At 66.7% G+C, this 23,731-nt stretch carries 26 protein-coding genes; 17 read left to right on the top strand and 9 right to left on the bottom strand.

Going from position 1 to position 23,731, the window contains the following annotated elements; genetic code table 11:
• The first annotated feature begins 1 nt into the window (after window position 1).
• The 4 genes from B7495_RS06270 (at window position 2) to B7495_RS06285 (ending at window position 3,355) form a co-directional block, all read left to right on the top strand.
• The gene (locus tag B7495_RS06270) at window positions 2-382 is read left to right on the top strand and encodes a hypothetical protein (RefSeq protein WP_088455819.1); all 381 of its coding nucleotides are present in this window, start codon (window positions 2-4) and stop codon (window positions 380-382) included.
• Between the two features lie 159 nt (window positions 383-541).
• Window positions 542-1,033 (top strand): ClbS/DfsB family four-helix bundle protein, encoded by a 492-nt coding sequence (locus B7495_RS06275; RefSeq protein WP_240632427.1) that lies wholly within the window; start codon window positions 542-544, stop codon window positions 1,031-1,033.
• Between the two features lie 95 nt (window positions 1,034-1,128).
• Window positions 1,129-1,785, top strand: coding sequence for a histidine phosphatase family protein (locus B7495_RS06280; protein WP_088455821.1), 657 nt, complete (start codon window positions 1,129-1,131; stop codon window positions 1,783-1,785).
• A 70-nt stretch (window positions 1,786-1,855) separates the two neighbouring features.
• Complete coding sequence (locus B7495_RS06285; RefSeq protein ID WP_088455822.1) at window positions 1,856-3,355, top strand: sodium:alanine symporter family protein; 1,500 nt, start codon at window positions 1,856-1,858, stop codon at window positions 3,353-3,355.
• Between the two features lie 15 nt (window positions 3,356-3,370).
• Here the strand turns inward: B7495_RS06285 and pdxY are convergent, their stop codons facing one another.
• Window positions 3,371-4,222 (bottom strand): pyridoxal kinase PdxY, encoded by an 852-nt coding sequence (pdxY, locus tag B7495_RS06290; RefSeq protein ID WP_088455823.1) that lies wholly within the window; start codon window positions 4,220-4,222, stop codon window positions 3,371-3,373.
• A gap of 85 nt (window positions 4,223-4,307) precedes the next feature.
• On the opposite strand from pdxY, the gene B7495_RS06295 reads away from it, so the two are divergent.
• The gene (locus B7495_RS06295) at window positions 4,308-4,970 is read left to right on the top strand and encodes a DUF1801 domain-containing protein (protein ID WP_240632428.1); all 663 of its coding nucleotides are present in this window, start codon (window positions 4,308-4,310) and stop codon (window positions 4,968-4,970) included.
• Window positions 4,971-5,013: 43 nt separating this feature from the next.
• Here the strand turns inward: B7495_RS06295 and B7495_RS06300 are convergent, their stop codons facing one another.
• Window positions 5,014-6,492, bottom strand: a complete 1,479-nt coding sequence (locus B7495_RS06300; RefSeq protein ID WP_240632485.1) for an SLC13 family permease — start codon at window positions 6,490-6,492, stop codon at window positions 5,014-5,016.
• A gap of 216 nt (window positions 6,493-6,708) precedes the next feature.
• Here B7495_RS06300 and B7495_RS06305 point away from each other — a divergent pair, with 216 nt between their 5' ends.
• From B7495_RS06305 to B7495_RS06325, 5 genes are all read left to right on the top strand, one after another.
• Window positions 6,709-8,379 carry an ATP-binding protein gene (locus B7495_RS06305; protein ID WP_370028233.1) on the top strand — a complete coding sequence of 557 codons (1,671 nt, stop codon included), beginning with the start codon at window positions 6,709-6,711 and terminating at the stop codon, window positions 8,377-8,379.
• Window positions 8,379-9,035 (top strand): response regulator, encoded by a 657-nt coding sequence (locus tag B7495_RS06310; protein WP_088455825.1) that lies wholly within the window; start codon window positions 8,379-8,381, stop codon window positions 9,033-9,035. The genes B7495_RS06305 and B7495_RS06310 overlap by 1 nt, the downstream gene beginning before the upstream one ends.
• 57 nt (window positions 9,036-9,092) lie before the next feature.
• Entirely contained in the window at window positions 9,093-9,542 is a 450-nt protein-coding gene (locus tag B7495_RS18795) for a hypothetical protein (RefSeq protein ID WP_134496760.1), read from the top strand.
• Between the two features lie 155 nt (window positions 9,543-9,697).
• Entirely contained in the window at window positions 9,698-10,051 is a 354-nt protein-coding gene (locus B7495_RS06320) for a helix-turn-helix transcriptional regulator (protein ID WP_088455827.1), read from the top strand.
• Between the two features lie 14 nt (window positions 10,052-10,065).
• Window positions 10,066-11,046 carry an SRPBCC family protein gene (locus B7495_RS06325; RefSeq protein WP_088455828.1) on the top strand — a complete coding sequence of 327 codons (981 nt, stop codon included), beginning with the start codon at window positions 10,066-10,068 and terminating at the stop codon, window positions 11,044-11,046.
• A 97-nt stretch (window positions 11,047-11,143) separates the two neighbouring features.
• Here B7495_RS06325 and B7495_RS06330 read toward each other — a convergent pair whose 3' ends face one another.
• The gene (locus B7495_RS06330; protein WP_088455829.1) at window positions 11,144-12,037 is read right to left on the bottom strand and encodes a DUF808 domain-containing protein; all 894 of its coding nucleotides are present in this window, start codon (window positions 12,035-12,037) and stop codon (window positions 11,144-11,146) included.
• A gap of 114 nt (window positions 12,038-12,151) precedes the next feature.
• Here B7495_RS06330 and B7495_RS06335 point away from each other — a divergent pair, with 114 nt between their 5' ends.
• Window positions 12,152-12,505: a VOC family protein gene (locus B7495_RS06335; RefSeq protein ID WP_088455830.1), complete on the top strand. Its 354-nt coding sequence runs from the start codon at window positions 12,152-12,154 to the stop codon at window positions 12,503-12,505.
• Between the two features lies 1 nt (window position 12,506).
• Here the strand turns inward: B7495_RS06335 and B7495_RS06340 are convergent, their stop codons facing one another.
• Both B7495_RS06340 and B7495_RS06345 read right to left on the bottom strand, forming a co-directional pair.
• Window positions 12,507-13,415 carry an isoprenylcysteine carboxylmethyltransferase family protein gene (locus B7495_RS06340; protein ID WP_088455831.1) on the bottom strand — a complete coding sequence of 303 codons (909 nt, stop codon included), beginning with the start codon at window positions 13,413-13,415 and terminating at the stop codon, window positions 12,507-12,509.
• A 49-nt stretch (window positions 13,416-13,464) separates the two neighbouring features.
• Complete coding sequence (locus B7495_RS06345; protein ID WP_088455832.1) at window positions 13,465-14,088, bottom strand: LysE family transporter; 624 nt, start codon at window positions 14,086-14,088, stop codon at window positions 13,465-13,467.
• A 131-nt stretch (window positions 14,089-14,219) separates the two neighbouring features.
• On the opposite strand from B7495_RS06345, the gene B7495_RS06350 reads away from it, so the two are divergent.
• The 3 genes from B7495_RS06350 to B7495_RS06360 are packed head-to-tail and all read left to right on the top strand — an operon-like array spanning window position 14,220 to window position 16,880.
• Window positions 14,220-14,765, top strand: a complete 546-nt coding sequence (locus B7495_RS06350) for a PadR family transcriptional regulator (protein ID WP_088455833.1) — start codon at window positions 14,220-14,222, stop codon at window positions 14,763-14,765.
• A gap of 27 nt (window positions 14,766-14,792) precedes the next feature.
• Window positions 14,793-16,475: an AarF/ABC1/UbiB kinase family protein gene (locus B7495_RS06355; protein WP_088455834.1), complete on the top strand. Its 1,683-nt coding sequence runs from the start codon at window positions 14,793-14,795 to the stop codon at window positions 16,473-16,475.
• A 9-nt stretch (window positions 16,476-16,484) separates the two neighbouring features.
• Window positions 16,485-16,880, top strand: coding sequence for a VOC family protein (locus tag B7495_RS06360; protein ID WP_088455835.1), 396 nt, complete (start codon window positions 16,485-16,487; stop codon window positions 16,878-16,880).
• Between the two features lie 215 nt (window positions 16,881-17,095).
• Here B7495_RS06360 and B7495_RS06365 read toward each other — a convergent pair whose 3' ends face one another.
• Together B7495_RS06365 and B7495_RS06370 are read right to left on the bottom strand one after the other, a co-directional pair.
• Complete coding sequence (locus B7495_RS06365) at window positions 17,096-17,782, bottom strand: DNA alkylation repair protein (protein ID WP_088455836.1); 687 nt, start codon at window positions 17,780-17,782, stop codon at window positions 17,096-17,098.
• Between the two features lie 31 nt (window positions 17,783-17,813).
• The gene (locus B7495_RS06370) at window positions 17,814-18,695 is read right to left on the bottom strand and encodes an RNA polymerase sigma-70 factor (protein ID WP_240632429.1); all 882 of its coding nucleotides are present in this window, start codon (window positions 18,693-18,695) and stop codon (window positions 17,814-17,816) included.
• Between the two features lie 207 nt (window positions 18,696-18,902).
• Between B7495_RS06370 and B7495_RS06375 the strand changes: the two genes are divergently transcribed.
• Entirely contained in the window at window positions 18,903-20,108 is a 1,206-nt protein-coding gene (locus B7495_RS06375; RefSeq protein ID WP_166789274.1) for an NAD(P)/FAD-dependent oxidoreductase, read from the top strand.
• A 310-nt stretch (window positions 20,109-20,418) separates the two neighbouring features.
• On the opposite strand, the gene B7495_RS06380 is transcribed toward B7495_RS06375, so the two are convergent.
• The gene (locus B7495_RS06380) at window positions 20,419-21,288 is read right to left on the bottom strand and encodes a helix-turn-helix domain-containing protein (RefSeq protein ID WP_088455838.1); all 870 of its coding nucleotides are present in this window, start codon (window positions 21,286-21,288) and stop codon (window positions 20,419-20,421) included.
• Window positions 21,289-21,389: 101 nt separating this feature from the next.
• Between B7495_RS06380 and B7495_RS06385 the strand changes: the two genes are divergently transcribed.
• Window positions 21,390-22,136 (top strand): SDR family oxidoreductase, encoded by a 747-nt coding sequence (locus tag B7495_RS06385; protein WP_088455839.1) that lies wholly within the window; start codon window positions 21,390-21,392, stop codon window positions 22,134-22,136.
• Window positions 22,137-22,320: 184 nt separating this feature from the next.
• Here B7495_RS06385 and B7495_RS06390 read toward each other — a convergent pair whose 3' ends face one another.
• On the bottom strand, window positions 22,321-22,698 hold the full coding sequence (locus B7495_RS06390) for a hypothetical protein (RefSeq protein WP_088455840.1): 378 nt from the start codon (window positions 22,696-22,698) through the stop codon (window positions 22,321-22,323).
• Window positions 22,699-22,832: 134 nt separating this feature from the next.
• Between B7495_RS06390 and B7495_RS06395 the strand changes: the two genes are divergently transcribed.
• Window positions 22,833-23,624: a hypothetical protein gene (locus B7495_RS06395; RefSeq protein ID WP_151199555.1), complete on the top strand. Its 792-nt coding sequence runs from the start codon at window positions 22,833-22,835 to the stop codon at window positions 23,622-23,624.
• Window positions 23,625-23,731: the final 107 nt, after the last annotated feature.

The raw sequence follows: 23,731 nt of genomic DNA on the forward strand, positions 1-23,731 counted from the left end.
CTTGCCCATCTCGACCGTCAATATCGCCTTGGCCTTCACGCTCTTCGCGGGGGCGATCGCGACCGCTCTCACAAACAACTGGTTCGCCGCGTTTGTCTTCGTCGCCGGCGGCGCCGCGGGCCTCGGTGCTGCGCTTTACGCGCGCCGCCCGGAGTCTCGCGACATCACCCGGCTGAACGCCATCGAGTACCGAGACGAACGAGACCGCCTCCTGGCCAAGCAGGGGTTTGCCGCTGTCGGTGCCGCTGCCTTGATCCTCTCCTTCCTTGAGTTTGTGCTGGCCCTGGTTTTCAACCAGCTGGTTGCACTGGCCGCCGCACATGTGGTCGCCTTGTGCATCGTGTGGGGCATGGCCAACTCGATCGCCGTGCGGCGCAGTTAGACGCTGCCGAGGCGGTCAAGTCGGCACGCAGCGGGTCCTTAGACCCTCTCGCCACGGCGAATTCTCGTGAAAGAGTGCAGTTGCAACTCTTTACCGTCTGACCGCAGGCGTATCTGCGAGAGGGAATCCATGGCCGTCCCGAGCTCCAAGACAGACCTTGTGGCCGCGATCGGCACCACGTTCGCCCAGCTCGAAGCCGATCTCGATCGGATCCCACCGTCGCTCGTCTACGACCAGGTCCTTCCGGGGCATGCGAAAAACACCATGATGAGTCCTGCTGAACTGGTTTCCTACCTGATCGGCTGGAACGAGCAGGTCGCCACCTGGCACGCACGCCGCGCAGCCGGGCTACCCGATGAGCTGCCCGCCGCCGGCCTTAAATGGAACCAGCTTGGCTTGCTCGCCCAGCGCTACTACGACGCCTACCGCGACGAAACGTGGGACGAGCTCAGGGCCCACCTAGTCGGTGCCAAGGACAATCTCCTGGCACTCATCGAGGACTACACCGACGCCGAGCTGTACGGGCGCCCGTGGTACGGCAAATGGACCATGGGACGCATGATTTCGCTGAACTCATCCTCGCCCTACGTGAACGCCCGCGGACGCCTTCGTGCTTGGCTCCGGGCTGCACCCCTCACGCCCCCGAGCTAGGCGCCGGGCTCCTGCTTGGGCCGTTGAAACGCTTGTCCCAAGTCACAATGCACCAGCTCGGCATCAAATCCGGGGAGCGATACTACTGTGGCCGTATGTCTACAATCGATCCGCTGCCCGACCACCCCGCTCCGGATAACCCGTCCGGGAAGCTGATTCTCTTGCGCCACGGGGAGACGGAGTGGTCGAAGAGCGGCAAACACACTGGGCTCACGGATGTTCCGCTCACGGCCCGGGGAGAGGAACTTGCCCGCGGCGCGGGCAGGTTGGTGGCCGACTACGGTTTCTCGCTCGTGCTGACGTCGCCGCTGCAGCGTGCGCGACGCACTGCCGAGCTCGCGGGCCTGCATGCCGATGTCGATCCGCTACTCGTCGAATGGGACTACGGCGGGTACGAGGGGCGCACGACGCGCGACATCCGCAGCGAGCTCGGCTACAACTGGAGCGCATTCACCCACGGCGTGATTCGTGGTGACACGCCCGGTGAGACGGTCGAGGAGGTCGCCGCCCGCGCATCGCGGGTGCTCACGCGGGTACTGCCTGCGATGGTGGAGGGAGATGTCGCCCTGATCGCGCACGGCCATTTCCTGCGCATCCTGACCGCCGTGTACCTGAGATTGGCCCCTCGATTCGGTGCTCAAATCACGCTGGATGCTGGATCGGTCTCCGTGCTCAGCTACTACCGCGAGCAGCCGGCCATCTTGTCGTGGAACTACGGAGCCGAACTGCCCATGGAGCCATCGGAGTCCTAGCACGTTCCACCGAATCCACTGGTTGGGAACCGGTTTCCCGTTTGGGGGGCATGTTCGCCATACTTGCCAGATGGATTCTGTGAACGAGTGGCTGCTGACCTGGGGCGACAACCTGTGGACCTGGATCGTGTTGCCGGTCGTGGTGGGCCTGGGGATCTACTTCACCGTCCGCTCAGGGGTGGTGCAGTTCCGGCTCATTCCGGACATGTTCCGGACGCTGACCGATAAGACGCCCCAGACGGCGGCGGGTGAGCCGCAGTCGATCTCGGCATTCCAGGCCTTCACAATCTCGGCGGCGTCGCGAGTGGGGGTCGGCAATATCGCCGGTGTCGGCACGGCGATCGCGGTCGGAGGACCCGGGGCGGTGTTCTGGATGTGGATGATGGCGTTCGTTGGGGGAGCGTCGAGCTTCATCGAGTCCTCGCTGGCACAACTCTTCAAGGTGCGGGACGCCGAGGGCTTTCGCGGTGGGCCCGCCTATTACATGGAACGTGGACTCAAGGCCCGCTGGCTGGGCGTGTGGTTCGCGGTCATCCTCATCGTCTGTTTCCCATTCGCGTTCAGCTCGTTGCAGGCCAACACGATCTCGGCGACGGTGACCGCGAGCATCGGCGGGGATGTGCCCTGGCTGCCGTGGGCGATCGGCGTGGGGATCGCGGTACTGACCGGCCTCGTCGTCTTCGGTGGAGTCAGGCGGATCGCCCACGTCACCCAGGTGCTCGTGCCCATCATGGCGCTCGCGTATCTGCTGCTCGGGCTCGTGGTGGTGGCTCTGCATCTCGACCGAGTCGGCCCGGTCTTCGCCGAGATCTTCACGTCGGCGTGGGGGTTCAACGAGGTCGTCGGTGCCGCGTTCGGGTACATCATCCTCACCGGTGTCAAGCGCGGCATGTTTTCCAACGAGGCGGGCCTGGGGTCTGCGCCGAACGCGGCGGCGAGTGCCGCGGTCACCCATCCTGTGAAGCAGGGACTCGTGCAGACCCTCGGGGTCTACTTCGATACCTTCCTGGTGTGCTCCATCACGGCGTTCATCATCCTCGTGTCGGTACCCGACCTGGCGGGAGCAGAACGAGGGATCGGTCTCACTCAGGGCGCGCTGGTGGGCACTCTGGGCGCGTGGTCGAACATCGCGCTGAGTGTGATCATCTTCATGCTGGCGTTCTCCTCGATCCTCGGCAATTACTACTACGGCCAGTCGAACATCCAATTCATCACCAAGCGGCGCGGGGTGCTCACCGCGTACCGGGTGCTCGTCGTGGGCGCGGTGCTCGTGGGATCGGTATCGGGCGCCGACCTGATCTGGAACTTCGCGGACGGCGTCATGGGACTCATGGCACTCACGAATCTCATCGCCATCGGCCTGCTCTCCGGCATCGCGTTCCGGTTGCTCAAGGACTACACCCGCCAACGACGAGAAGGCCGCGACCCGGTGTTCACCCGCGCGCTCTTTCCCGACGTGGCCGGCATCGAATGCTGGGAGGACGAGTTCAGCGTCACCGGTCCGATCCGCGTGTACCCGACCGGCGGCCAGACCACCAAGCGCCGCGACGGCCTCCGCACGCCGCGATAGAGCCTGTGCGCCTCGTCAGCGCACGCGCTGGGCGGAGAACTGCATGCGCGGATGAGCGTAGAAGCTTTGCGCCTGCACGAGCTGCAATTCTCGCTCGCCCGACTGATACGTCAGCTCGATGAGATCGAACACGCTGGACGCGGTCCGTTCCAGCGCCACAGCCGCATCACCTGTCGCGCGGTAGTGCGCCGAGAAGAGTGCCGCGGTGACGTCACCCGATCCGTTCGCTTTGAAAGGCAAATGGGGAGTCTGCACGACCCACGCGCCCGCAGCATCCACTGCGAGCATCTCGATGGTGCCGGCCTCGCGGTCGGGCCGCTCCACACTCGTCACGAGCACGGTGCTCGGTCCCATGGCCCGGGCGAGGTCGACGGAGTCGAGGGTCGAGTCCATCGTCGATGGCTCGGTGCCGGTGAGGAATCCCAACTCGAACTGGTTCGGAGTGATGATGTCGGCCACGGGGACCACACGATCCCGCAGGAGGTGGGGGATCTCGGGCGCCACGAAGCACCCGGACTTCGCGTTGCCCATCACGGGGTCACACGCGTAGATGGCCGAGGGGTTCGCCGCTTTCACCCGCTGCACCGCATCCACGATGACGTCGCCGATCCCGGTGCCGCCTTGGTATCCCGAGAGCACCACGTCGATCTGGGGGAGCACGCCACGTTCCTCGATGCCGAGGATCACATCATGCACATCCTCGGGTGTGATGAGGGATCCGCGCCACGCGCCATACCCCGTGTGGTTGGAGAAGTTCACTGTGTTGACCGGGAGTACTTCGACCCCGATGCGCTGAAGTGGGAACACGGCCGCTGAGTTGCCAACGTGGCCGTGCGCGACGGCCGACTGAATCGAGAGAATCTTCACAACGTCAATCTTCCTCCCTTCGAACAGTCCGGGCCGCCGGGGAGCTCGTCGGTATGGCCGTTGATGGGAGGACTATCATCGCGCCATGGACAGTGAGGGCTCTGGCACGAGCGACGATCAACCAGCGACGGGCACGTCGGCACACGACGAGTCCGCCTGGACACTCCCGGATGCCATGACAGGCCGGGCCAGCCCCGCCAAAGCGGTGGTCGGCGACAAACCTGTGTTCGCTTACATCGCCAGCTTGCCGCAGCCACAGCGCGGCATAGCCGAAGCAGTCGACGCGCTGGCGGCCACGACGCTGCCCAACCTCCAGCGCTCCGTGAAGTGGGGCATGGCGTACTACGGCGTCGGCGACGGCTGGTGCTTCAGCTCCGGTGGCTTCGCCGGCCATGTGAAGCTCATGTTCATCAATGGCGCGGCGCTCGAGCCGGTACCGCCGGTGACGCCGGTAGGGAGGGGCAAGTCAACGCGGGGTGTGGAACTCGAGACCGTGGACGACCTCGACGAACACCAGATCGCGGCCTGGATGACACAAGTCACGTCGGTGCCGGGTCTGGGAGGCAAGAAGACTCACATTCCCAGCCCCGACGAGCCGTCCGTCCCGGAGCTCGAGGCCGACCAGACCATCGCGCCGCGTCCGGAGGAGGAGATCGCCGACGCTCTGCGGGCCGAGCCAGACCTTGAGGATCACAGCGAGCATCGAGTGAAGACACCCCCGGTTTCGGAGCGAAAGAGCCTGGATTGATCCTGGGGCTTGCACGACGCCCGCCCGCCGCAGGGAGGGGCCCCTAACCGAACGGAACTGCGCCGACGAGCACGCCGACGAGCAGCATCACCAGCGACACCACGCACGCTCGCCAGAGCACCTTCTTGTGGTGGTCGCCGAGGTTGACGTTGGCGAGCGAGACGAGCAGCAGGATGGCCGGCACCAGCGGGCTCTGCAGGTGAACAGGCTGACCGATGATCGAGGCGCGGGCCATCTCCACCGGGTCGATGCCGTAGGTCGCCGCGCTCTCGGCGAGCACGGGGAGGATGCCGAAGTAGAACGCGTCGTTGGACATGAAGAAGGTCATCGGAATGGAGAGCACTCCGGTGATGACCGCCAGGTACTCACCCATCGAGGCCGGCACGACCTGCACGACCCAGTCGGCCATGGCCGTCACCATTCCGGTGCCGTTCAGCACACCGACGAGAACGCCGGCGGCGAGCACCATCGAGACGACGCCGACGATGCTGGGGGCGTGCGCGACGATCTCGTCGGCCTGGCTGCGGAGCTTCGGAAAGTTGATCATCAGGGCCACGCCGGTGCCGACCATGAAGATGTAGGCCAGCGGCATGACATCCAGCACGAGCAGCACCATGACGGCGACGGTCAACGCGAAGTTCACCCAGATCAGCTTGGGCCGCAGCGTCGGGCGGTCCGCGCTCAGCATGGTGTCGGCCATCGCCGTGTCGCGCTCGTCCTCCATCGTCAGCTGCTTGGCCAGGGTCGCCCGGCCCGCCGGCATCCGCTGGCCCGGTCGCACCGTCAGGATGCCCGTGGTATCGAGTGTTGCGGCCGCTCCGGGCCGCACGTCTGTGCCGCGCACGATGCGGTTGCCGCCGAAGATACCGCGCAAGAAGGTCGGTGACGCCGTCGGTGCGGCATCCGCCTGCGCTGCGGGGGAGTACTCGAGCGAGCCGATGCGCTTGCGCTCGGCCAGCCCCAGGAACCAGGCGAACGCCAGCGCGATGATGAGGCCCGTCGCGAGGGAGGGCAGCATCGGCACGAAGATGTCGGTCGGTGACACGCCGAGAGCCGAGGCGGCCCGCACGGTGGGGCCACCCCACGGCACGATGTTGAGAGTGCCGTTCATCAGGCCGGCAACACAGGTGAGCACGACCGGGCTCATGCCCATCCGCAGGTAGATCGGCAGCATCGCCGAGGTGGTGATGATGAAGGTCGTCGACCCGTCGCCGTCGAGCGACACTGCGCCGGCCAGGATCGCCGTGCCCAGAACGACCTTGGCCGGGTCATTGCCGAGGAAGCGGGTGATGAACCGAATGAGTGGATCGAACAGCCCTACATCGATCATGATCCCGAAGAACATGATCGCGAACATGAGCAGCGCCGCCGTCGGAGCGAGATCCCCGATCGACTCGATGATCATGTCGCCGAGACCCAGACCGGCGCCGGCAAAGAGACCGAAAATCGTGGGGACGAGAATGAGGGCGACCATCGGCGTGAGCCGCCTGGTCATGATGAGCACCATGAAGGTGAGGATCATGGTGAATCCGAGGATGACAAGCACATCGACTCCTTTGTCTGAATTGTGCGGCCGAGTCGGGCGAATCCCACTCGGCGGTCATTGCCGAAGCGTATGACGATGAGTGTGAAGCTTAGGTAGGCCGCCGGCGCCACGCGCCGTAAGTCGCTTTGCTGCACGTATTTCGCATATCGTTAGTTCTGCGCATTGTGCTCGATGCGCCGCAAGGAGGCGAAGGTGCGGTTCTCGACGCAGATGCTGCTGTGGCAGCTCGCCTGCGTGACCGTCATCGTCGCGATCTGCACCGGTGTCTTCGTCGCCATCGGCGTGCAACAGCTCCGGGCCGAAGCCGAGACCTCCGCGCTGTCGATCGCACGCACGGTCGCCGCCGACTCCGATGTGCGCGCCGATGTCGCCCGCGCGTCTGCCGACACCGGAACGCCGACGAACGCGAGCCTCCGCGGCGGACCGCTCTCCGTTCTGGCGGCAGCCGCGGAGGCCAATACCGGCGCGCTGTTCATCGTGATCACCGATGATCACGGAATCCGGCTCGCACACCCCGGTCCGCAGCTGCTCGGAGCGGAGGTCAGCACAAGCTTCGCCGAAGCTCTGGCCGGACGCGAGACGGTGTCCTGGGAAGCCGGCACCCTCGGCGAGTCTGCTCGCGCCAAAGTGCCGGTTCGCGACCCCGTCACCGATGAACCGACCGGTGAGGTGAGCGTCGGGTTCGCCCCGAGCAGTGTCTTCAAAGAGCTTCCCCTCCTGCTCGGGGGCGTCGCGCTGGCCGCCGTCGTTGCCCTGGCACTGGGCGCTGTCGTGTCGTTCGTCCTCCGCCGCCGCCTCGAGCACCTCACCCTCGGCCTTCAGCCCGAAGAGCTGTCCGCGCTGGTCCAGAACCAGGCTGCGGTGCTCGACGGCGTCGGGGAAGGGGTGCTCGCGTGGGGCCCGGACGACGTCGTGACCGTCGCCAACACAACGGCCGCGCGATTGCTGGGCATCCCCGACCTGGTCGGACGCCGGATCCACGACCTCGCCCTGCCCGGGCCGGTGATCGCTGCCCTGGCCGGGGAGCGGAAGCTGTCGGCGACGGGTGGCCGGGGACCGGATGCGGCCGAACCGGTCGTGCTCGCCAACCATGTGGTCTACATCGACACCCACCCGGTGTCGCACGCGAATCGGGACCTGGGCCTGATCGCGGTGATCCGCGACCGGACCGACGTCGTGACCCTCACGGATCGCCTCGAAACCGTGGCGTCGATGACGGATGCTCTTCGGGTGCAGCGCCACGAGTTCGCGAACCGGCTGCACGTGACGGCCGGTCTGATGGATGCGGGCCGCGTGCCCGACGCACGGGACTACCTCGATGACGTGTTGGAGGCGTCCCGCACCGCCGGCGGTCCGTCCACCGGTGAGCACCTGACCGAGCCTTTCCTGGTGTCGCTTCTGGAGGCGAAGACCGCGCAAGCCGGTGAACGTGGCGTGCACCTGACCGTGGGGGCGGACTCGCTGGTGCGGGGAGTCGTCTCTCTGCCCGAGGATGTGGCCACCGTGCTCGCCAACCTCGTGGACAACGCCGTGAGCGCGGCTGTGTACGGTCAGCAGCCGCGCTGGGTAGACGTGGAGTTGCTCGACGACGCCGACACTCTCGTCATGACGGTGTCCGACTCCGGGCAGGGGGTGGCGAACGGCGCTCGCGTGTTCAGCGACGTTCCGCGAACCGACCTCGACCCGGACGCGGTGCATGGGCGGGGCATCGGTCTGCCGTTGGTCCGCGACATCGCCGCGCGTCTCGGCGGAGAGGTATGGCTTGCCGACGCCGGCGGTCACGACGGAAGCGGTGCCGTGTTCTGCGCCCGACTGCCCGGGGTCATGCGGGCACCGACCCGCCCCCGACAAGGAGAAGACTGATGCCCGATACGATTCACGTGCTCGTCGTCGACGACGACTTCCATGTCGGTGGCCTTCATCGCGACATCGTCGCGGCGCGCCCCGGCTATACCGCTCTTGAACCAGTGCGGGGAGTGCGCGCCGCCCGCGCGGCGATGCGTGATTTTCGGCCCGACCTCGTCCTCTGCGACGTTTACCTCCCCGACGGCGAAGGCATCGCCTTCGTCGCCGAGATCGACGTCGACGCGGTCATGATCAGTGCGGCGTCCGATGGCGCCACCGTCCGCCGTGCGTTCCGCGCGGGGGCGTTGGACTACCTCATCAAACCGTTCGAGCCCGCCAGGCTGAACGAGCGGCTGGATGCCTATCGCCGGTTTCGCAACCTGGTGGCAGAAGACCGCCAACTTGACCAGGACGCCATCGAACGGGCTCAGCGGGTGCTGCATGGCCGGGACGGGGGAGTGGCCTCCACCTCGCGTTCCACCACCGAGAAGCTGATTATTGAAATGCTCCAGGACGGCGAATCGTCCTCCAGCGTGATCGCCGGTCGCGCCGGTCTGTCTCGCGCGACGGCGCAGAGGCACCTCGCGGCGCTGGCAACCCGCGGTGAAGTCGAAGTGACCCTCCGCTACGGGTCGACGGGGCGCCCCGAGCACCAGTACAGCGTCCGACGCTGACCGTAGCGTTCGCAGGTCCGGTAGGGTGACGTTGTTCGTGAGTCCTGGGGAGGCCCGATGCGTCGTCGTCAAATTGTCATCGCAGCATCAGCACTGGTGGGTGCGCTGGCCATGTCCGGTTGCACCGGCTCTGAAACGGCCCCTTCCGCGGCGCAGCCCTCCGCGACATCCACTACCGACACCATGACGTGTACTGGGTTCAATGACGTTCTGACGATTACCTCGAACGCCGATGCTGGACTTCGCGACGGTCGGATTGCGGCCCAGGAACAAGAAGGTTGGTACCGGCTTGCCACGCGGGTACTGGATGGCGTGCCCACCAGCGGAGATGGCGCGGTCAGCGAAGCGGCCGACGCGCTGAAGAACGTTGCGCCGGCGATCGACCTAGGTGCCATGGGAACATCTGGAATCGGGTCCGCGGAATGGGTCAGTGCTCTCGAGGACATGTCGGACGCCTGCTCAGAGGCGAATGCCGAGACGGCCGTGGAGATGTTCACCGGCGGCTAGGCAAGCACTGGTCGATATTCCTGACACATCCGACAGGAAAAAAATTCTCGCACGGGTGTTGGACCTCGCGGCCGAAATCGAAGCGGACCGTCCGATCCGGCTCAGCAGGCCCGAGTGGTTGCGGGATTCGTTTTCGTCGCATATCATACAATCAAATGGTTGTATTAGAGTATTCCGATCAGGACGTAAACCGCCTCTTCCGCGCCCTCGCGGACGCGACGCGGCGGGATATCGTGCGGCGCACGCTGGTCGCCGATGTCTCGGTATCGCAGTTGGCGGATTCCTATGAAATGTCGTTCGCGGCAGTTCAGAAGCACGTTGCAGTGTTGGAGGAGGCCAGGCTCGTGACCAAAGAACCGCGTGGTCGTGAGCGGATGGTGCGGGGAAACCCCGACCGCATCCGCGAGGCGCAGCGCCTGCTCGACCGCTTCGAAGACCTCTGGCGGTCGCGCATCGACCGCCTCGACATCCTGCTCGCTGAAGACGACCCGGCTCCACCCGACACCTAAACGAAGGGAACATCATGCCCGTCACCACTGTCGAGAAAGACCTCGACCAGCTCACCATCACGATCGTCGCCGACTTCACGGCCCCACTCCGCCGGCTCTGGGATGCCTACACCGACCCGCGCCAGATCGAGCGGTTCTGGGGTCCACCGACCTATCCGGCCACGTTCCTCCGGCACGACGCCGTGGCCGGCGGACGCAGCGTCTATGCCATGACCGGGCCAGAAGGCGACGTGCACTACGGCTGCTGGGACTGGACCTCGGCCGACGCTCCGCACACGTTCGAGGTGCTCGACAGGTTCTCGGATGCGGCAGGAGTGCCGAACCCCGACCTCCCGACCACCCGGATGGACTTCGCGTTCGAGGAGACCAGCAGCGGCAGCCGCCTAACGACGACGTCGCGCTTCGACTCGCTCGAGCAGATGCAGCAGCTCATCGAAATGGGCATGCTCGAGGGCACCCGCGAGGCCATGGCCCAGATCGACCAGGTGCTGGCCGACCTGGCATCCTTCGCCGCCGAGCGCGGGGCGCAGGCGCAGATACTCAGCGACACCCAGGTGCGGGTGGCTCGGGTCATCCGCGGCACCGTCGACCAGGTGTGGCGTGCGCACAACGATGCCGCCCTCATGCAGCAATGGCTGCTCGGTCCGGACGGTTGGTCGATGCCCGTGTGCGAGATCGCGACCACCGTCGGCGACAGCTACCGCTACGAGTGGCAGCGGGATGGTGGCGACGAGCGATTCGGCTTCACCGGCGAGCTGCTCGAGTCGGAGGCGCCGTACCGCGCGGTCACGACCGAAGCGATGATCGGGATGGACTTCCCGCCAACGCTCAACGAGCTGACCCTCACGGAAGTGGAGGGCGGAACCCTGCTCGCACTCGTCATCACCTACGCCAACGCTGAGCAGCGTGACGCGGTTCTGGCGACCGGCATGACCGACGGCATGGAGACCAGCTACCGGCGCCTCGAGGGGCTGTTGCAGCCGACGCTGGCCTAGCCGGCTAGCGCGCCCGGCCGGCTTCGACTCTCCTGCGTGAGACCCGCGTGATAAGGGGCAAGGACGAACAGGCCGACCTCGAGGTTGTGGCCTCGCCTCAGTGCGCGGCGCTCTCCGGCTGGTTTCGCTTGAGCAGGCGCGACACGCCGAGAACGATTCCGACAACGATCATGCCCAGAATGACCCCGAACACGGCCGACATCGCCGTGTCGGTGACCCAGACGATGACGGGTCCAGCGGCTTCGACAGCGTGCGTCACGGCGTGCAGCACATCGTAGGGGCCGTGCCAGAAGGTCTCGGCCAGGTTGGTGATCACCAGGTGACCACCCACCCACAGCATGGCGACGGTTCCGATGATGCTGATCACCTTGAACACGGCGGGCATCGCTGCCACGATGCGGGCGCCGGTGCGGCGCACCTGGCGTGCGGAGTTCTTCATCATGGACAGCCCGATGTCGTCGATCTTCACCAACAGCGCGACAGCACCGTAGACGAGCAGCGTCATGCCAAGGCCGATGACCACCAGAGCGCCGAGCGTCATCCAGATGCCGAAGTCAGGGTCGAGACTTGCCAGGGCGATGAGCATGATCTCGGTGCTGAGGATGAGGTCGGTGCGGATGGCGCCGAAGACCAGCTTCTTCTCGTCCCGCGATTCAGTCTCGGCGACGGCGTGATGCACGCCGAACCACTCGGTGACCTTCTCCGCACCCTCGAAGCACAGGTAGGTGCCGCCGAGGATCAACAGGAACGGCAACACCCAGGGCGCGAATGCGGAGAGCAGAAGCGCAAGGGGGATGATGATGACGAACTTGTTGAACAGGCTGCCCAGGGCAATCCGCCAGACAACGTGCAGCTCCCGCGCCGGCGTCAGCCCTTGAACGTACTGCGGGGTGACGGCCGCGTCGTCGATGACGACGCCGGCGGTCTTAGCGCTCGCCTTGAGGGCGGCGGTAAGAATGTCATCGACTACGGCGAGCAAGCCGACCGACATCTGGTTCTCCTTGGATCGGGGTGTCGTCCTGGTGCAGGGCGACGGCAATGGAGTCCACATTACTGCGCAGCGGGGCGCCGGTGCGTCGAGTAATCGCCCGGGTACTCTGTGGGCATGTCATTGATGTGGGAAGAAGTCGTCATCGACAGCCGCGACCCGAAGGCGCTTGGGCTGTGGTGGCGAGACGCTTTGGGCTGGGTTGTGGTGGGCGAGAACGACGATGAGTTGGAGATCGCACCCGCGGAGGGAGCCCATCCCACGCTGCTGTTCGCCGCCGTTCCCGAAGAGAAGAACGTGAAGAACCGCCTGCACCTGGACTTCGTCCCCGACCACCAGACGACAGAGGTCGAGCGGCTGATCGCGCTAGGTGCGAGCCGTACCGACGTCGGCCAGGATGGTGCTTCCTGGGTAGTCCTCGCCGACCCCGAGGGCAACGAATTCTGCGTACTCGCCGCCCGTCCTTCCTAACTCACGGGCGGGACGGCGACACCGGCGCTCCGGGAAGCCAGCACCGCACCGCATCACGATACCGGCGGAATTCGGCGCCGAAGCGCTGTTCGAGGTCGGCCTCTTCGTGCGGCCTGATGGCGTAGTTCCAGAGCAGCGAGCCGGCGACCGCATAGACAAGGACCAGCCACGACGAGAGGATGAGGCCGACCGCAACACCCTGCACGATGCCGGAGACCGCCATCGGGTTGCGCACCCAGCGGTACGGTCCGGCGATGACCAGGCTGTTCGGCATCGCCGAGGGCAACGGTGTGCCGTCTCCCAGCGTCGACATCACGATGGCCGACCAGATGCCCAGAGCACTGGCGGCCATCAACACGGCTACGCCGAGGGGGACGGTGAACGCCGGGAACTGCAGGGCGATTGCCCAGCGGCGCTCGAGGACCGCGGCGATGAGCGGGATCACCACGAGGAACAGGCCCCAGAAGACCGCTATCTGCGAGAAGGTCGAGACCACGTGGGACGCCGCGGCAGAGCGCACGGCGGCGGGCCGGAAGGCGAACGGGCCCCGAATCATCCACTCGGTGGGGATGCGCCCGAGTGCCACGAGGCACAGCGCGAACGCGGACCCGGCGGTGGCCGCCGCCATGATGGCCACGCCCCAGCCGGCTTCGGTGGTGACCGTGGCATACCCCGCGAGCGCGATGGCGACGATGCCGGTCCACGCAGTGCTCACCACCGCGGCGCCCCGCACGCCCAGCGCCGCCAGCGCCGAGGCTCCGACGAAGAGAGGGATGTCGACGGCGGCGACAAGGATCGGGTTGAGGCCGCCGAGGGTCACGTCGCGCACCGGGGGAGACGCGAACACGGCGAACCACCACGCGGCACCGGTAATCGCCTGCACGGCGAAATATGTTCGACCCCATCGCATGTGCTCACCCTAACGGCGGGCCGGCATCAACCGCCGACGGCCCGAGACCTCAGTGGATGACCGCGAGCAGCACGCCGACGGCCACGAAGAGCACGCCGAAGACCCGGTTCACCACCAGCTGACCCCGAGCGTCGCGGGTGAATCGCTGGAATGAGCGCGCCGCAACGGCGAAGAAGAACCACATCACCAGAATGTCGATCACAACGACGGTGGCGGCCACGATCAGGTACTGGGCCGGCAACGGCCGATCGACCCGGATGAACTGGGGCAGGAACGCCAAGAAGAACACGATCGCCTTGGGGTTGAGCATGTTCACCCACAGCCCGCGTCGGAACATCGACGAACGCGGCTCATCGCTCAAAGCTCTGGTCTGTTCGGAATCGAGCTCCGGCTTCGCCAGAAACTGCCGGACGCCCAGGTAAACCAGGTAGGCGGCACCGGCGTAACGAATGACGTTGAACGCGAGCGGCGAACTGGCCACGAGCAGACCCACACCGAGTGCCACGATCACGATGTGGATGAGCAACGCGGCCTGCTGGCCGAGGATGCCCCAGATCGAACGGCGAAAGCCCGCATTCAGGGCGTTGCTCATGGTGTTGATGGCCCCCGCGCCAGGCGTGAAGCTGATCAAGGCGCCCGCGCCGACAAGGGCCACCCACAGGGAGAACTGCATCCGACCATCCTAGATTCTGCGCTTATGCGAGAGTTCGCTGAGAGTCGAGTCTGACACCCTCCGATCCCTATCGGTTGCCCGCGCCTGACTATATCGTTGAGTATCGTTAGCGATTCACTGAGGAGGTCATCATGGGCAATTCATTCCCCACTGGCGGGTTCGGCGGCGGCAATCCCGTCGACGGCATGTGGCAAGCGATGGAGCAGCTGCGCTCCAAGTTCGAGAAGCGCGCGGGCACCCGCATGGGCCGCGGTGACGTGCGTGCTGCGGTTCTCGCTCTGCTCGTCGAACAGCCGATGCACGGCTACCAGATCATCCACGAAATCGAGGAACGCAGCGGCGGCTCCTGGAAGCCCAGCGCCGGCTCGGTGTACCCGACGCTGCAGCTGTTGGCCGACGAGGGTCTTATCAGCGCGGAGGAGTCCAACGGTCGCAAGACCTACTCGCTCACCGACGCGGGCCGCGCCGAGGCCACCACCTCTGCCGGCCAGGCGCCGTGGGCGCCGGAGACCGAGGCGGAGGACGCCAAGTTCACCGCTCTGCCCAAGGCCGGATTCGAGCTCGCGCAGGCCGCCGCCCAGGTCGGTCGCACCGGCACCCCGGAGCAGATCCAGCAGGCTGTTGCGGCCATCGACGAGGCACGTCGCCGGATTTACTCAATCCTCGCCCAGGACTAGCGGGTGACGCCGGGTCGCCGGGTCCGAATGCGCGTGAACCCCGGCGCGGGGGACACCCGTGCGCGGTACCGCCGCATCCTTCGATTCGCCGGCTGGAACCTCGCCGTCACGTGGTTCTACGAGCTGCTGCTGCCGCGCATCGGGCTCGCGCGGGTCGCCGAGCGCACCCGCGCCAAGCGGATGCGCCGCTTCGCGCAACGCTTCCACGTGCTCGCCGTGGACCTGGGCGGGCTGATGATCAAGGTCGGCCAGTTCCTGTCGTCCCGGCTGGACGTGTTGCCGCCTGAGATCACGACCGAACTCGAGGGACTGCAGGACGAGGTGCCGCCGGTTGCCTTCCCGGCGATCCGGGCGCTCGCCGAGGCTGAGCTGGGCATGCCGTTGGAACGGGCGTTCGCGTGGGTCGACGAGACGCCGGTGGCGGCGGCATCGCTCGGTCAGGCTCATCGTGCGCGGCTCGCCCCGCTCGATGCCGCCGACACCGGCCTGCACGGTGTGGTGATCAAGGTTCAACGGCCCGGCATCGACGCCATTGTCGACGTCGACCTGGCGGCGTTACGCAGAGTGAGCGGCTGGCTCAGCCACGTGCGCCTCGTCTCCGACCGGGTGGATGCGCCGGCGCTGATCGAGGAATTCGCGCTGACCTGCCTCGAGGAGATCGACTACCTGCACGAGGCCACCAGCGCCGTGCGGTTCGCGGAGGACTTCGCCGACGACGAGCGGGTGAGCGTGCCTGAGATCGTCTGGGAGCGCACCACCCGACGCGTGCTCACTCTCGAGGACGTGACGGCGATCAAGATCACTGACACGGATGCGCTGGACGCGGCGGGCATCGACCCGGCGCAGGTGGCTCCGGTCTTCGCCGCCGTGATGTTCGACCAGCTGTTCACCAACGGGTTCTTCCACGCCGACCCGCACCCGGGCAACATCTTCGTCACCCCGATGCCGGACGATCCGAGCGGCCGCGGCTGGAGACTGACGTTCATCGACTTCGGCATGATGGGTGAGGTCCCCACGAGCACCCGCCGCGGACTGCGGAAGATGCTCATCGCGGCCGCCTCGCGCGACGGCACGGGCATGGTCAATGCGGCCCGCGACCTGGGCGTGCTGCTGCCCTCGGCCGAAACCTCCGAGCTGGAGAAGGCGATGAAGCAGCTCTTCGCCCGCTTCGGCGGCATGGGCTTCGCTGAGCTGCGCGAGGTAGACCCGCGGGAGTTCCGCGACTTCGCCATCCAGTTCGGGGATGTCGTGCGGGCGCTGCCGTTCCAGCTGCCGGAGAACTTTCTGCTGATCATCCGGGCGATGTCGCTCACTTCCGGGGTCTGCAGTTCGCTGAACCCCGCGTTCAACCTCTGGGATTCGGTGGAGCCCTACGCGTCGCAGTTAATCCGCGACGAGGGCGGCAACGTGGTGCAGGACTTCGGCAAACAGGCGCTGGAGAACGCCGGTATCGCCTGGGCAATGCCGAAGCGGTTGGACGCGATCGTCACCCGCCTCGGGGACGGCACTGTGGCGGTGACGAGCCCGGGCCTCGAGCGGCGGGTCGCGCGCCTGGAGCGCACCGCCGGCCGAGTGGTGTCGGCGGTGCTGTTCGGAGCCCTGCTCATCGCCGGCGCGGTGCTCCGCGGTGACGATGCGGTTCTCGGCGCAGTCCTGATGATCGGGTCGGTCATTCCGCTGCTGCACGCCCTGTTCGCGGGGCGTAGATAGGATCTGCGCATGTCAGGGCCACTGCTCTATCTGAGTTTTCCCGGTACGGCGCGTGAAGCTCTCGGCTTCTACGCGGATGTGTTCGGTGGCGAGCTCACTCTGCACACCTACCAGGACTTTGGGCGGAGTGACGGCCCCGAGGACGCCATAGCCCACGGAGTTCTCAGCGGCAGGGTCGCTCTCGCCGGCTCCGACGCAGCCGAGAGCGAGAAGAGCTTTCGGATCGAGGGCGCCAGCCTCGCCCTTCTGGGCACTGCCGAACCAGCGGTTCTCCACGACTGGTTCGACAAACTGTCGGTCGGCGGCAGGATAGTTGATCCCCTCGCCCCCAAGCCGTGGGGCGCGTCCGACGGCCAGGTCATCGACCGGCACGGACTGCACTGGCTCATCGGGTACGAACTCTGAACCCGATCCCCACGGCTCAGCTGCGGTGGTAGCTTCCAGGTGACGGCAGGTGCCACACGTGCAGTGCGGCTGCACTCGCACCAGGCCGGCAGCGCGTGGAATCGAGTCCGGAAGAAGACCGCCCAAGCCCAGGACCGCTGCGGCTGATCGATCGGTGTCGAGCGGCGCTAACCGGGCTGCCGCCGGCTCGACTCGCAACTCGAAGCCGGCTGTCGTCAGGTCTTCTGGCGGCTGACCATCTCGGTGATCCAGATGGGTGCGAACGGTGAGGTGCAGCCAGGGGGAGTCGGGTAGTCCTTGAGTACCTCCAGGCGCTCGCCGATGGCCAGGGCGCGAGCGCGGTGCTCGGGATGCTCGATCCCGATCTGCGCCAGGCAGTGGTTCATCGCCCACTGCAGGCGCTCCGGCGCATCCTTCATCTCGGCCTCGATGAGCTCGAGCAGCCCATCCAGGTCGAGGCCCTCGGGGGACTTGGCCACCCGCTCGGTGGTCAGCGCCCAACCGGCGCTGGCGACCACGGGGTCGGCGTCGGCGAACCAGAGCACGCGCAGCTCCTCGACGTGCGAGTTCTTCTTCACCACATAGTTCACGAGCCAGTCCTGCACCTTGGGTGTGCCGGCTTCGCGCAGCATGGCATCCAACTCATCCCGCTCGAACGCCTTCGGCCGGCAGATCAGCAGGGCGAGCAGACGCGCCGCGGTGTCCCCGGTAGCCCACAGCTCGCTGCCCAGCTCCGGCTGGGTCTTGAGCCGTTTGGCGACCGCGCGCAGCTTGGTGAGGTTCACCCCGTGGTCGTCACCGTGGTTGAGGTTCACCGCGCGGATCTGCGGGTCCTCGAGCGCGGCCAGCTCGGCCATCACCTCGGCCACTGCCGGGGTCACTGCCGATGTCGTCTGGACCATGGCGGTCTCCTTTCCATCGCGTGCTGTCAGCCTACGACCGGTGCCTCTCGAGTGGGACGTTGCGCACGGCGCCGAGTTTCACCGGGTTCATGATGAAGAAGATCCGGTCGATGCCGCGGGTGCTGACCCCAATGGCCCCGACGAGGAACGGCTCGCCATCCATTCGAAGCACGAAGGCGTCGGAGCCGTTGACTGCGGCGACATGGAGCTCGACATGCATCTGTAGTTTCTGAACCGTACCGAGAAGGAACCGTGCCACGTGGTCGGGACCTTCGACCGGCCGGCGCGCGGCGGTGACGTTCCCACCACCGTCCGAGTACAGGACGATGTCGTCGGCGAGCAGAGTCTGCAGGCCCTCCAGGTCGCCGGCTTGAGCGGCGGCGAGGAAGGAGCGAAGCAGGCGGTTCTTCTGCGCGACGGTTACGCGGTTATCGCTGTGCTCCTTGAGGTGCAGGCGGGCACGCCGGGCGAGCTGGCGGGCGTTGGCCTCCGTGGTCTCAACTACCGCGGCGATATCACCGAAGGTGTAACCGAAGGCCTCGTGGAGCAGATAGACGGCGCGCTCCTGTGGGGTCAGTCGTTCCATCAGTAACAGGAGCCCGACTTCGAGGGCCTCCGCGTTTTCCGCTCCCAGTTCGGGATCGGCGCCGGTAAACACCGGTTCCGGCAGCCACGGGCCGATGTAGGTCTCCCGACGCATGCGCGACGACGTCGCCACGTTGATCGTGAGGCGGGTCGTCATCGTCGTCAAAAATGCAGGATGGCTGCGGATGCCCGAGCGGTCGGTCGTCTGCCACTTGACCCAGGCGTCCTGCACGACATCCTCTGCTTCCACTGCGCTGCCGAGCATGCGGTATGCGATACCGAAAAGCCGGGGGCGCATCGACTCAAACCCGGCCGCCAGCTCATCCATTTCTGCTGCGGTAACGTCGCGACTGGGAACTCCCATCGGCATCCTCTGTTCGGTGCTGCTCGGTGTGCAATCCGGCATCAACTTACCGCTACGCCCTTTCCAATGGTGATTCGTGACGGGCCCCGCGCGAGTGCCGCCAGGTGTCACGTTTCGGCGGAGGCGGCGGTCATTACTTGTGACCCCGCCCGTTTTCGAGAAAGAGACCGCATGAGTACACGTTCCGAGCACAGGGTTGTCGTCATCGGGGCCGGCTATGCCGGAATCCTCGCGGCAAACCGGGTGCAAGCGTCCTTGACGGCTGCCGAGGGCCGCCGGGTGCGCGTCGCAATGGTGAATCCCCGCACCGACTTCATCGAACGCGTGCGCCTGCACGAAGTGGCCGCAGGGGTGCGCACGAGCGCCGCGATTCCACTGGACGATATGCTGCACGACCGCATCGAGATCGTCCTGGGCACGGTGCTGCGGATCGACGCTCCTGCCCGGGTGCTCTCCGTCGCGACCAGCGGTGGGATCACGAGCGAACCCTATGACACCCTGGTCTACGCCGTGGGGAGCACGGCCGCGCTCGGAGTACCCGGTGCGGACGAGTTCGCGCACCTGCTCAGCAACGCTGACGGGGCGGAGACCGCGCGCCTTGCGCTTGCCACCGGCCCGGACGGCCAGCGCATCGTCGTGGTCGGGGGCGGGGCGACGGGTGTGGAGGCCGCCGCTGAGTTCGCGGAACAGCACCCGACAGCGTCGGTCACCCTGGTGTCGAGAGGCGCCGTGCTCGCGCATCTCCCCGCGGCCTCCCGCAAGTCCGTCCTCCGTTCGCTGAATAGGCTCGGAGTCAACGTGATGGAGGGGAGCGGCGCCAGCCGGGTCCAGGCCGATGCCGTTGAACTCCTTGACGGCACGCTTCTTCCCAGCGACGTCACCGTCTGGACCGCCTCTTTCGCCGTCCCCGACCTAGCCCGACGCAGCGGGCTCGACGTCGACCCGATCGGCCGGTTGCTGGTCGACGAGGAACTCCGTGCGCTTGCGTACCCTGAAATCTTCGGAGCCGGCGACGCCGTGCACCCGCCGTCGTCCGTGGGTTCTCACCTGCGGATGGGCTGCGCCATCGCCATGCCCCTTGGCGGCCACGCGGCGGACAACGTTCTGGCAGTTCTGCGCGGTGGGAGCCTGACGAAGCTCGATGTCGGTTTCAGCGCTCAGTGCATCAGCATCGGCCGGAAGAGGGCGATCATCCAGCTCCTCACTAAGGCGGACCGGCCTCGGGCGATTCGCATCACCGGCCGGGCCGGGGCGTTGGTGAAGGAATTCGTCTGCGCATACCTCGCGACCGGTTCGCCCCGACGAGAGCGGACCCGACCCGGATCGTTGATGCTGGCCTCTGGCCCGAAGAGGATGCCCGTCGACCTCAGGAACTAGTCCCGTGCGCAAGGTTGGTGCGCCGTCGGGCCAACCGGGGACTCGGCGGCGGTCGGGACCAGTCGCGGTCTGCTTGGCGCAACCTCGGACAAAGCCGCCTGAAACCCTGTGCTTCCGCTCTTACCTCACGACTCGACCGGGCCTCCTGTTGGCGATGACGGTACACGCGGTGGTGGGGTTTTGACACCGGCCGGTCCATGTCGGCGTCGGCGGAGAGCACCACTGCACCTCGTATGGCCCGTTGCGCCCTCTACAGCAGGTGCACCCGGCCATACAGGGCGCAGTGAGCGCCAACGAGCTCACGAAACCACTACTCGGGGGCTGGCCCGCCGGTCGGGGGAGCCGGCGCGAAGCGCTGATGGCCGAGCACGGCCAGGAGCGCCAGCTTCTCGGCGGCCTCGCTCCGCGGCGCCGCGGTGAGGATGAGCAACGCCTGACCACGGTCCTCGGTGAGGAGCGTCTGGCAGTCGAGTTCAATCGGACCCAGTTCCGGGTGGATCAGCGTCTTGTGGTCCTGGAAGCGGGTGGCCACATCCTGCAGTTCCCAGATTTCGGTGAATTCTGCGCTCACCCGGCTCAGCTCTCGCACCAACGCACCCGCTCGTGAGCGCTGGCCCGCCGCTCCGAAGGCCGCAGGGAGGCCGGCCACCTGGGCCCGGCTCTGCCGCTGCCGGTCGGCAAACGGGTAGATCTCCCGATCGGTGGGGTCGGTGAACCACCGGTAGACGCTGCTGCGAGCCAGCCCGGTGTGCCGGGAGTGGTCGCCGAGAAGCGCCGCGCCCAGCCAGTTCTGCGCCAGAGTCTCACCGAGGCTGGAAAGGATCAACGCCGGGGTCTCCTCGAGCCGGTCGAAGACCCGCATCAGGGAGGGGGCAACGTGCGTGTCCAGTGGCGTGCGCGCCGGCACGTTGTGGTCGGCGAGGCGGTACAGGTAATCCCGCTCGTCGTTGCTCAGGCGCAGCGCCCGGGCCAGGGCCGCCAACATCTGTTCGGATGGTTGCGGGCTGCGGGCCTGCTCCATCCGCACGTAGTAGTCCGCGGACATCCCGGCCAACGCGGCGACCTCCTCGCGGCGTAACCCGGGGACCAATCGACGCGGCCCAGCGGGGAGGCCGACGTCCTCAGGGCGGAGCCCGCTCCGGCGGGAGCGGAGAAAATCGGCGAGAGCAGGTTGGTCCATGCGTCCATCATCCGCCACCGACGCGCCGCTCTCCAGGGACCGGCAGTCCTACGACAACGGCTCCTCTCCCGCATCCGGTCGCCGCCGCACACACTCGAGTCATGAACATCACCGGAAACACCATTTTCATCCCCGGCGCCACCTCGGGCATCGGACTCGCCCTGGCCCTGCGATTGCGGGCCGCCGGCAATACCGTCGTGATCGGCGGGCGGCGCACCGACGTGTTGCAGCGCCTCGCCGCCGAGCACGGGCTGTCCGGCGTCACCATCGACACCACCGACCCCGCCTCCGTGCTGGCCGCCCGCGACCAGATTCTGGCCGAGCACAGCGACCTGAACGTACTCATCGCCATGGCCGGGGTGATGAACGCCGAGGATGTGCGCGGTGCTGGTTTCCTGGCCGTAGCTGAACGCATCGTGGAGACCAACATCAACGGGCCGCTGCGGCTGGTCGCCGCATTCATCGAGCACCTGCAGACCCGCCCAGACGCCACCCTGATGACGGTCTCGTCAGGGCTCGCCTTCACCCCGCTGGCCTTTACCCCCACCTACAACGGCACCAAGGCCTTCATCCACCAGTACAGCGAGACCATTCGGATGCAGCTGGCCGGAACATCCGTGCAGCTCATTGAGCTCGTTCCGCCGGCCGTGCAGACCGAACTGATGGCCGGCAACTCGGTGAACGAGCACTTCATGCCTCTGGACGCCTTCGCCGACGAGGTTATGGCTCTTCTGGAAGCGCAGCCCGACGCGCAGGAGATTCTCGTTGATACCGTGAAGTTCCTGCGGTTCGCGGAGGTCGAGGGGCGCTACGCCGCCACCATTGCGGCGCTGAACCCCGCCGCGTGACAGGGCAGGCGGCTCACTGCACCTCCTACGGGCGGCCGCGCCCGCTATAGCGGTAGCGGTCGCCGACAGGGGGCGCAGTGAGCGCCGCGCACGCCCCGGACAAGGCCCAGCGATGGATGCGCCGGGTCAGGCGGAGATCGCGAGGTCTTGAGTGATGCTCGGCGAATCGCCGGCGTAGACCGGCTCAACTCGGGGCGGCACCTCTGAGCGCGCGGATGATCTGCGCGAGCGCCAACCCGGCGGCCGCCACCACGGGCACGGTTACCACCATCAGGGCGATTCGGTTGGGCCGGAATTCCAGCCCGTCGGGTCCGCCGACATAGGCGCCGATCGGCACCGCGTAGCCGCCGCCACCACCGCCGCTGCCTTCCCCGACGCCCATGCCGGCTGGGCCGAAGCCGCCGTCGGGCATCTCGCTGGAGCCCTCGCCGCCGCCGAAGCCGAAGCCGACGAGCGCGACGGGGATCAGGTCGTGCCCGCCCAGCGTGGTCTTCTCGCCGTACGCCAGTTTCGCACCCCAGGAGGGCACCGATTCCGCTAGTTTCTCGATGAGGTTCGCCATGGAGCGACCGTACGCGGGTTTGCGCCGATCGGATAGCTGCCACCTGCCGGTAGGCTGCGAGTGCCCAGGCAGGGCGGAGCGGGCCGTGACGAGCACAGATGAGAAAAGAGCCGACCGTGGGGGAGAAAACGGCAGTGAAGAGTGGGGCATTCCGGCGCGAGACCTGGTTTCTCATCGCGGCAATCGGGTTGCTGCTGAGCCCGGCCCTCTTCGACCTGCGCTGGCTGCGAGACGCCACCGCGGACTTCGGCAATTCCCGGGACGCGCTGTACGGCGTTGTCGGTGCGTTCGTGACGGCCGGCCTCGTCAATTCGTGGAGCAAGAGACGTGCCGAGACGCGGGACAGGCTGCGCTACGACGGGATGTCGAAGGTGGCGTTTCGCAGTCTCGCCCAGACCGTGAACGATGTGGGACGGATGCTCCTCGCCCCTGTAGTCGGAGCCGATCTCTATGCCGCTGGTATTCCCGGGTTCACCCCGGAGCATCATGAGGAGAATCTGGCGAATCTCCGCGCCCTGTCGATACAGCCCGACTTCGCGCCGAAAAGCGGCGTCTGGGACGACGCCGTGAGTCGTGACAAGGTGACGGCGAACCTGATGGCGCTCTGTGCGCAACGTGGGTTCCCGCAACACATGTTTCGCACCACATCGGCTGCCCGGCGGCGCCTGCAAACGGCCATGGCTGATTGGGCGCCCGTGATGGTGGCCGTGCCGGGAGCGAACGAACACCTGGCCCGTGGCTGGCCGCTGGCGGACCAGATCGTTCTGTTGCTCGAGTCCTGGCGCCACCTGATGACGGCAGACGCATCGGCTACCGTCTCCCAGAGCGACCTCGACCGGGTGGCAGAGGACTACGCCGAGACAATTCGCCAGTACCAAGCCTGGATCCAGGAGCTGATTCCGTTGGCCGGCCTGCCCGCTCGCTGACGGCCCACCGCGCGCCGATACTCGTTGACACGCCGGTGACGTTTCATCGGCGACCGCATCGCCGACCTCCTCGGCCGCATGACGGTGGAGGAAAAGGTGGGGCCCTG

It is taken from the genome of Cryobacterium sp. LW097 (assembly GCF_002205495.2).
GTDB classification, from domain to species: Bacteria; Actinomycetota; Actinomycetes; order Actinomycetales; family Microbacteriaceae; genus Cryobacterium; species Cryobacterium zongtaii.

Bases quoted from the DNA above. Each gene is read 5' to 3' on its own strand.
- B7495_RS06330 (WP_088455829.1), bottom strand. From the start codon at position 12,037: ATGTCGGTCGGCTTGCTCGCCGTAGTCGATGACATTCTTACCGCCGCC.
- B7495_RS06385 (WP_088455839.1), top strand. From the start codon at position 21,390: ATGAACATCACCGGAAACACCATTTTCATCCCCGGCGCCACCTCGGGC.
- B7495_RS06310 (WP_088455825.1), top strand. From the start codon at position 8,379: ATGCCCGATACGATTCACGTGCTCGTCGTCGACGACGACTTCCATGTC.
- B7495_RS06365 (WP_088455836.1), bottom strand. From the start codon at position 17,782: ATGGTCCAGACGACATCGGCAGTGACCCCGGCAGTGGCCGAGGTGATG.
- B7495_RS06280 (WP_088455821.1), top strand. From the start codon at position 1,129: ATGTCTACAATCGATCCGCTGCCCGACCACCCCGCTCCGGATAACCCG.
- B7495_RS06335 (WP_088455830.1), top strand. From the start codon at position 12,152: ATGTCATTGATGTGGGAAGAAGTCGTCATCGACAGCCGCGACCCGAAG.
- B7495_RS06360 (WP_088455835.1), top strand. From the start codon at position 16,485: ATGTCAGGGCCACTGCTCTATCTGAGTTTTCCCGGTACGGCGCGTGAA.
- B7495_RS06300 (WP_240632485.1), bottom strand. From the start codon at position 6,492: ATGATCCTCACCTTCATGGTGCTCATCATGACCAGGCGGCTCACGCCG.
- B7495_RS06345 (WP_088455832.1), bottom strand. From the start codon at position 14,088: ATGCAGTTCTCCCTGTGGGTGGCCCTTGTCGGCGCGGGCGCCTTGATC.
- B7495_RS06370 (WP_240632429.1), bottom strand. From the start codon at position 18,695: ATGGATGAGCTGGCGGCCGGGTTTGAGTCGATGCGCCCCCGGCTTTTC.
- B7495_RS06380 (WP_088455838.1), bottom strand. From the start codon at position 21,288: ATGGACCAACCTGCTCTCGCCGATTTTCTCCGCTCCCGCCGGAGCGGG.
- B7495_RS06340 (WP_088455831.1), bottom strand. From the start codon at position 13,415: ATGCGATGGGGTCGAACATATTTCGCCGTGCAGGCGATTACCGGTGCC.
- B7495_RS06350 (WP_088455833.1), top strand. From the start codon at position 14,220: ATGGGCAATTCATTCCCCACTGGCGGGTTCGGCGGCGGCAATCCCGTC.
- B7495_RS06390 (WP_088455840.1), bottom strand. From the start codon at position 22,698: ATGGCGAACCTCATCGAGAAACTAGCGGAATCGGTGCCCTCCTGGGGT.
- B7495_RS06295 (WP_240632428.1), top strand. From the start codon at position 4,308: ATGGACAGTGAGGGCTCTGGCACGAGCGACGATCAACCAGCGACGGGC.
- B7495_RS06375 (WP_166789274.1), top strand. From the start codon at position 18,903: ATGAGTACACGTTCCGAGCACAGGGTTGTCGTCATCGGGGCCGGCTAT.
- B7495_RS06320 (WP_088455827.1), top strand. From the start codon at position 9,698: ATGGTTGTATTAGAGTATTCCGATCAGGACGTAAACCGCCTCTTCCGC.
- B7495_RS06325 (WP_088455828.1), top strand. From the start codon at position 10,066: ATGCCCGTCACCACTGTCGAGAAAGACCTCGACCAGCTCACCATCACG.
- B7495_RS18795 (WP_134496760.1), top strand. From the start codon at position 9,093: ATGCGTCGTCGTCAAATTGTCATCGCAGCATCAGCACTGGTGGGTGCG.
- B7495_RS06355 (WP_088455834.1), top strand. From the start codon at position 14,793: ATGCGCGTGAACCCCGGCGCGGGGGACACCCGTGCGCGGTACCGCCGC.
- B7495_RS06285 (WP_088455822.1), top strand. From the start codon at position 1,856: ATGGATTCTGTGAACGAGTGGCTGCTGACCTGGGGCGACAACCTGTGG.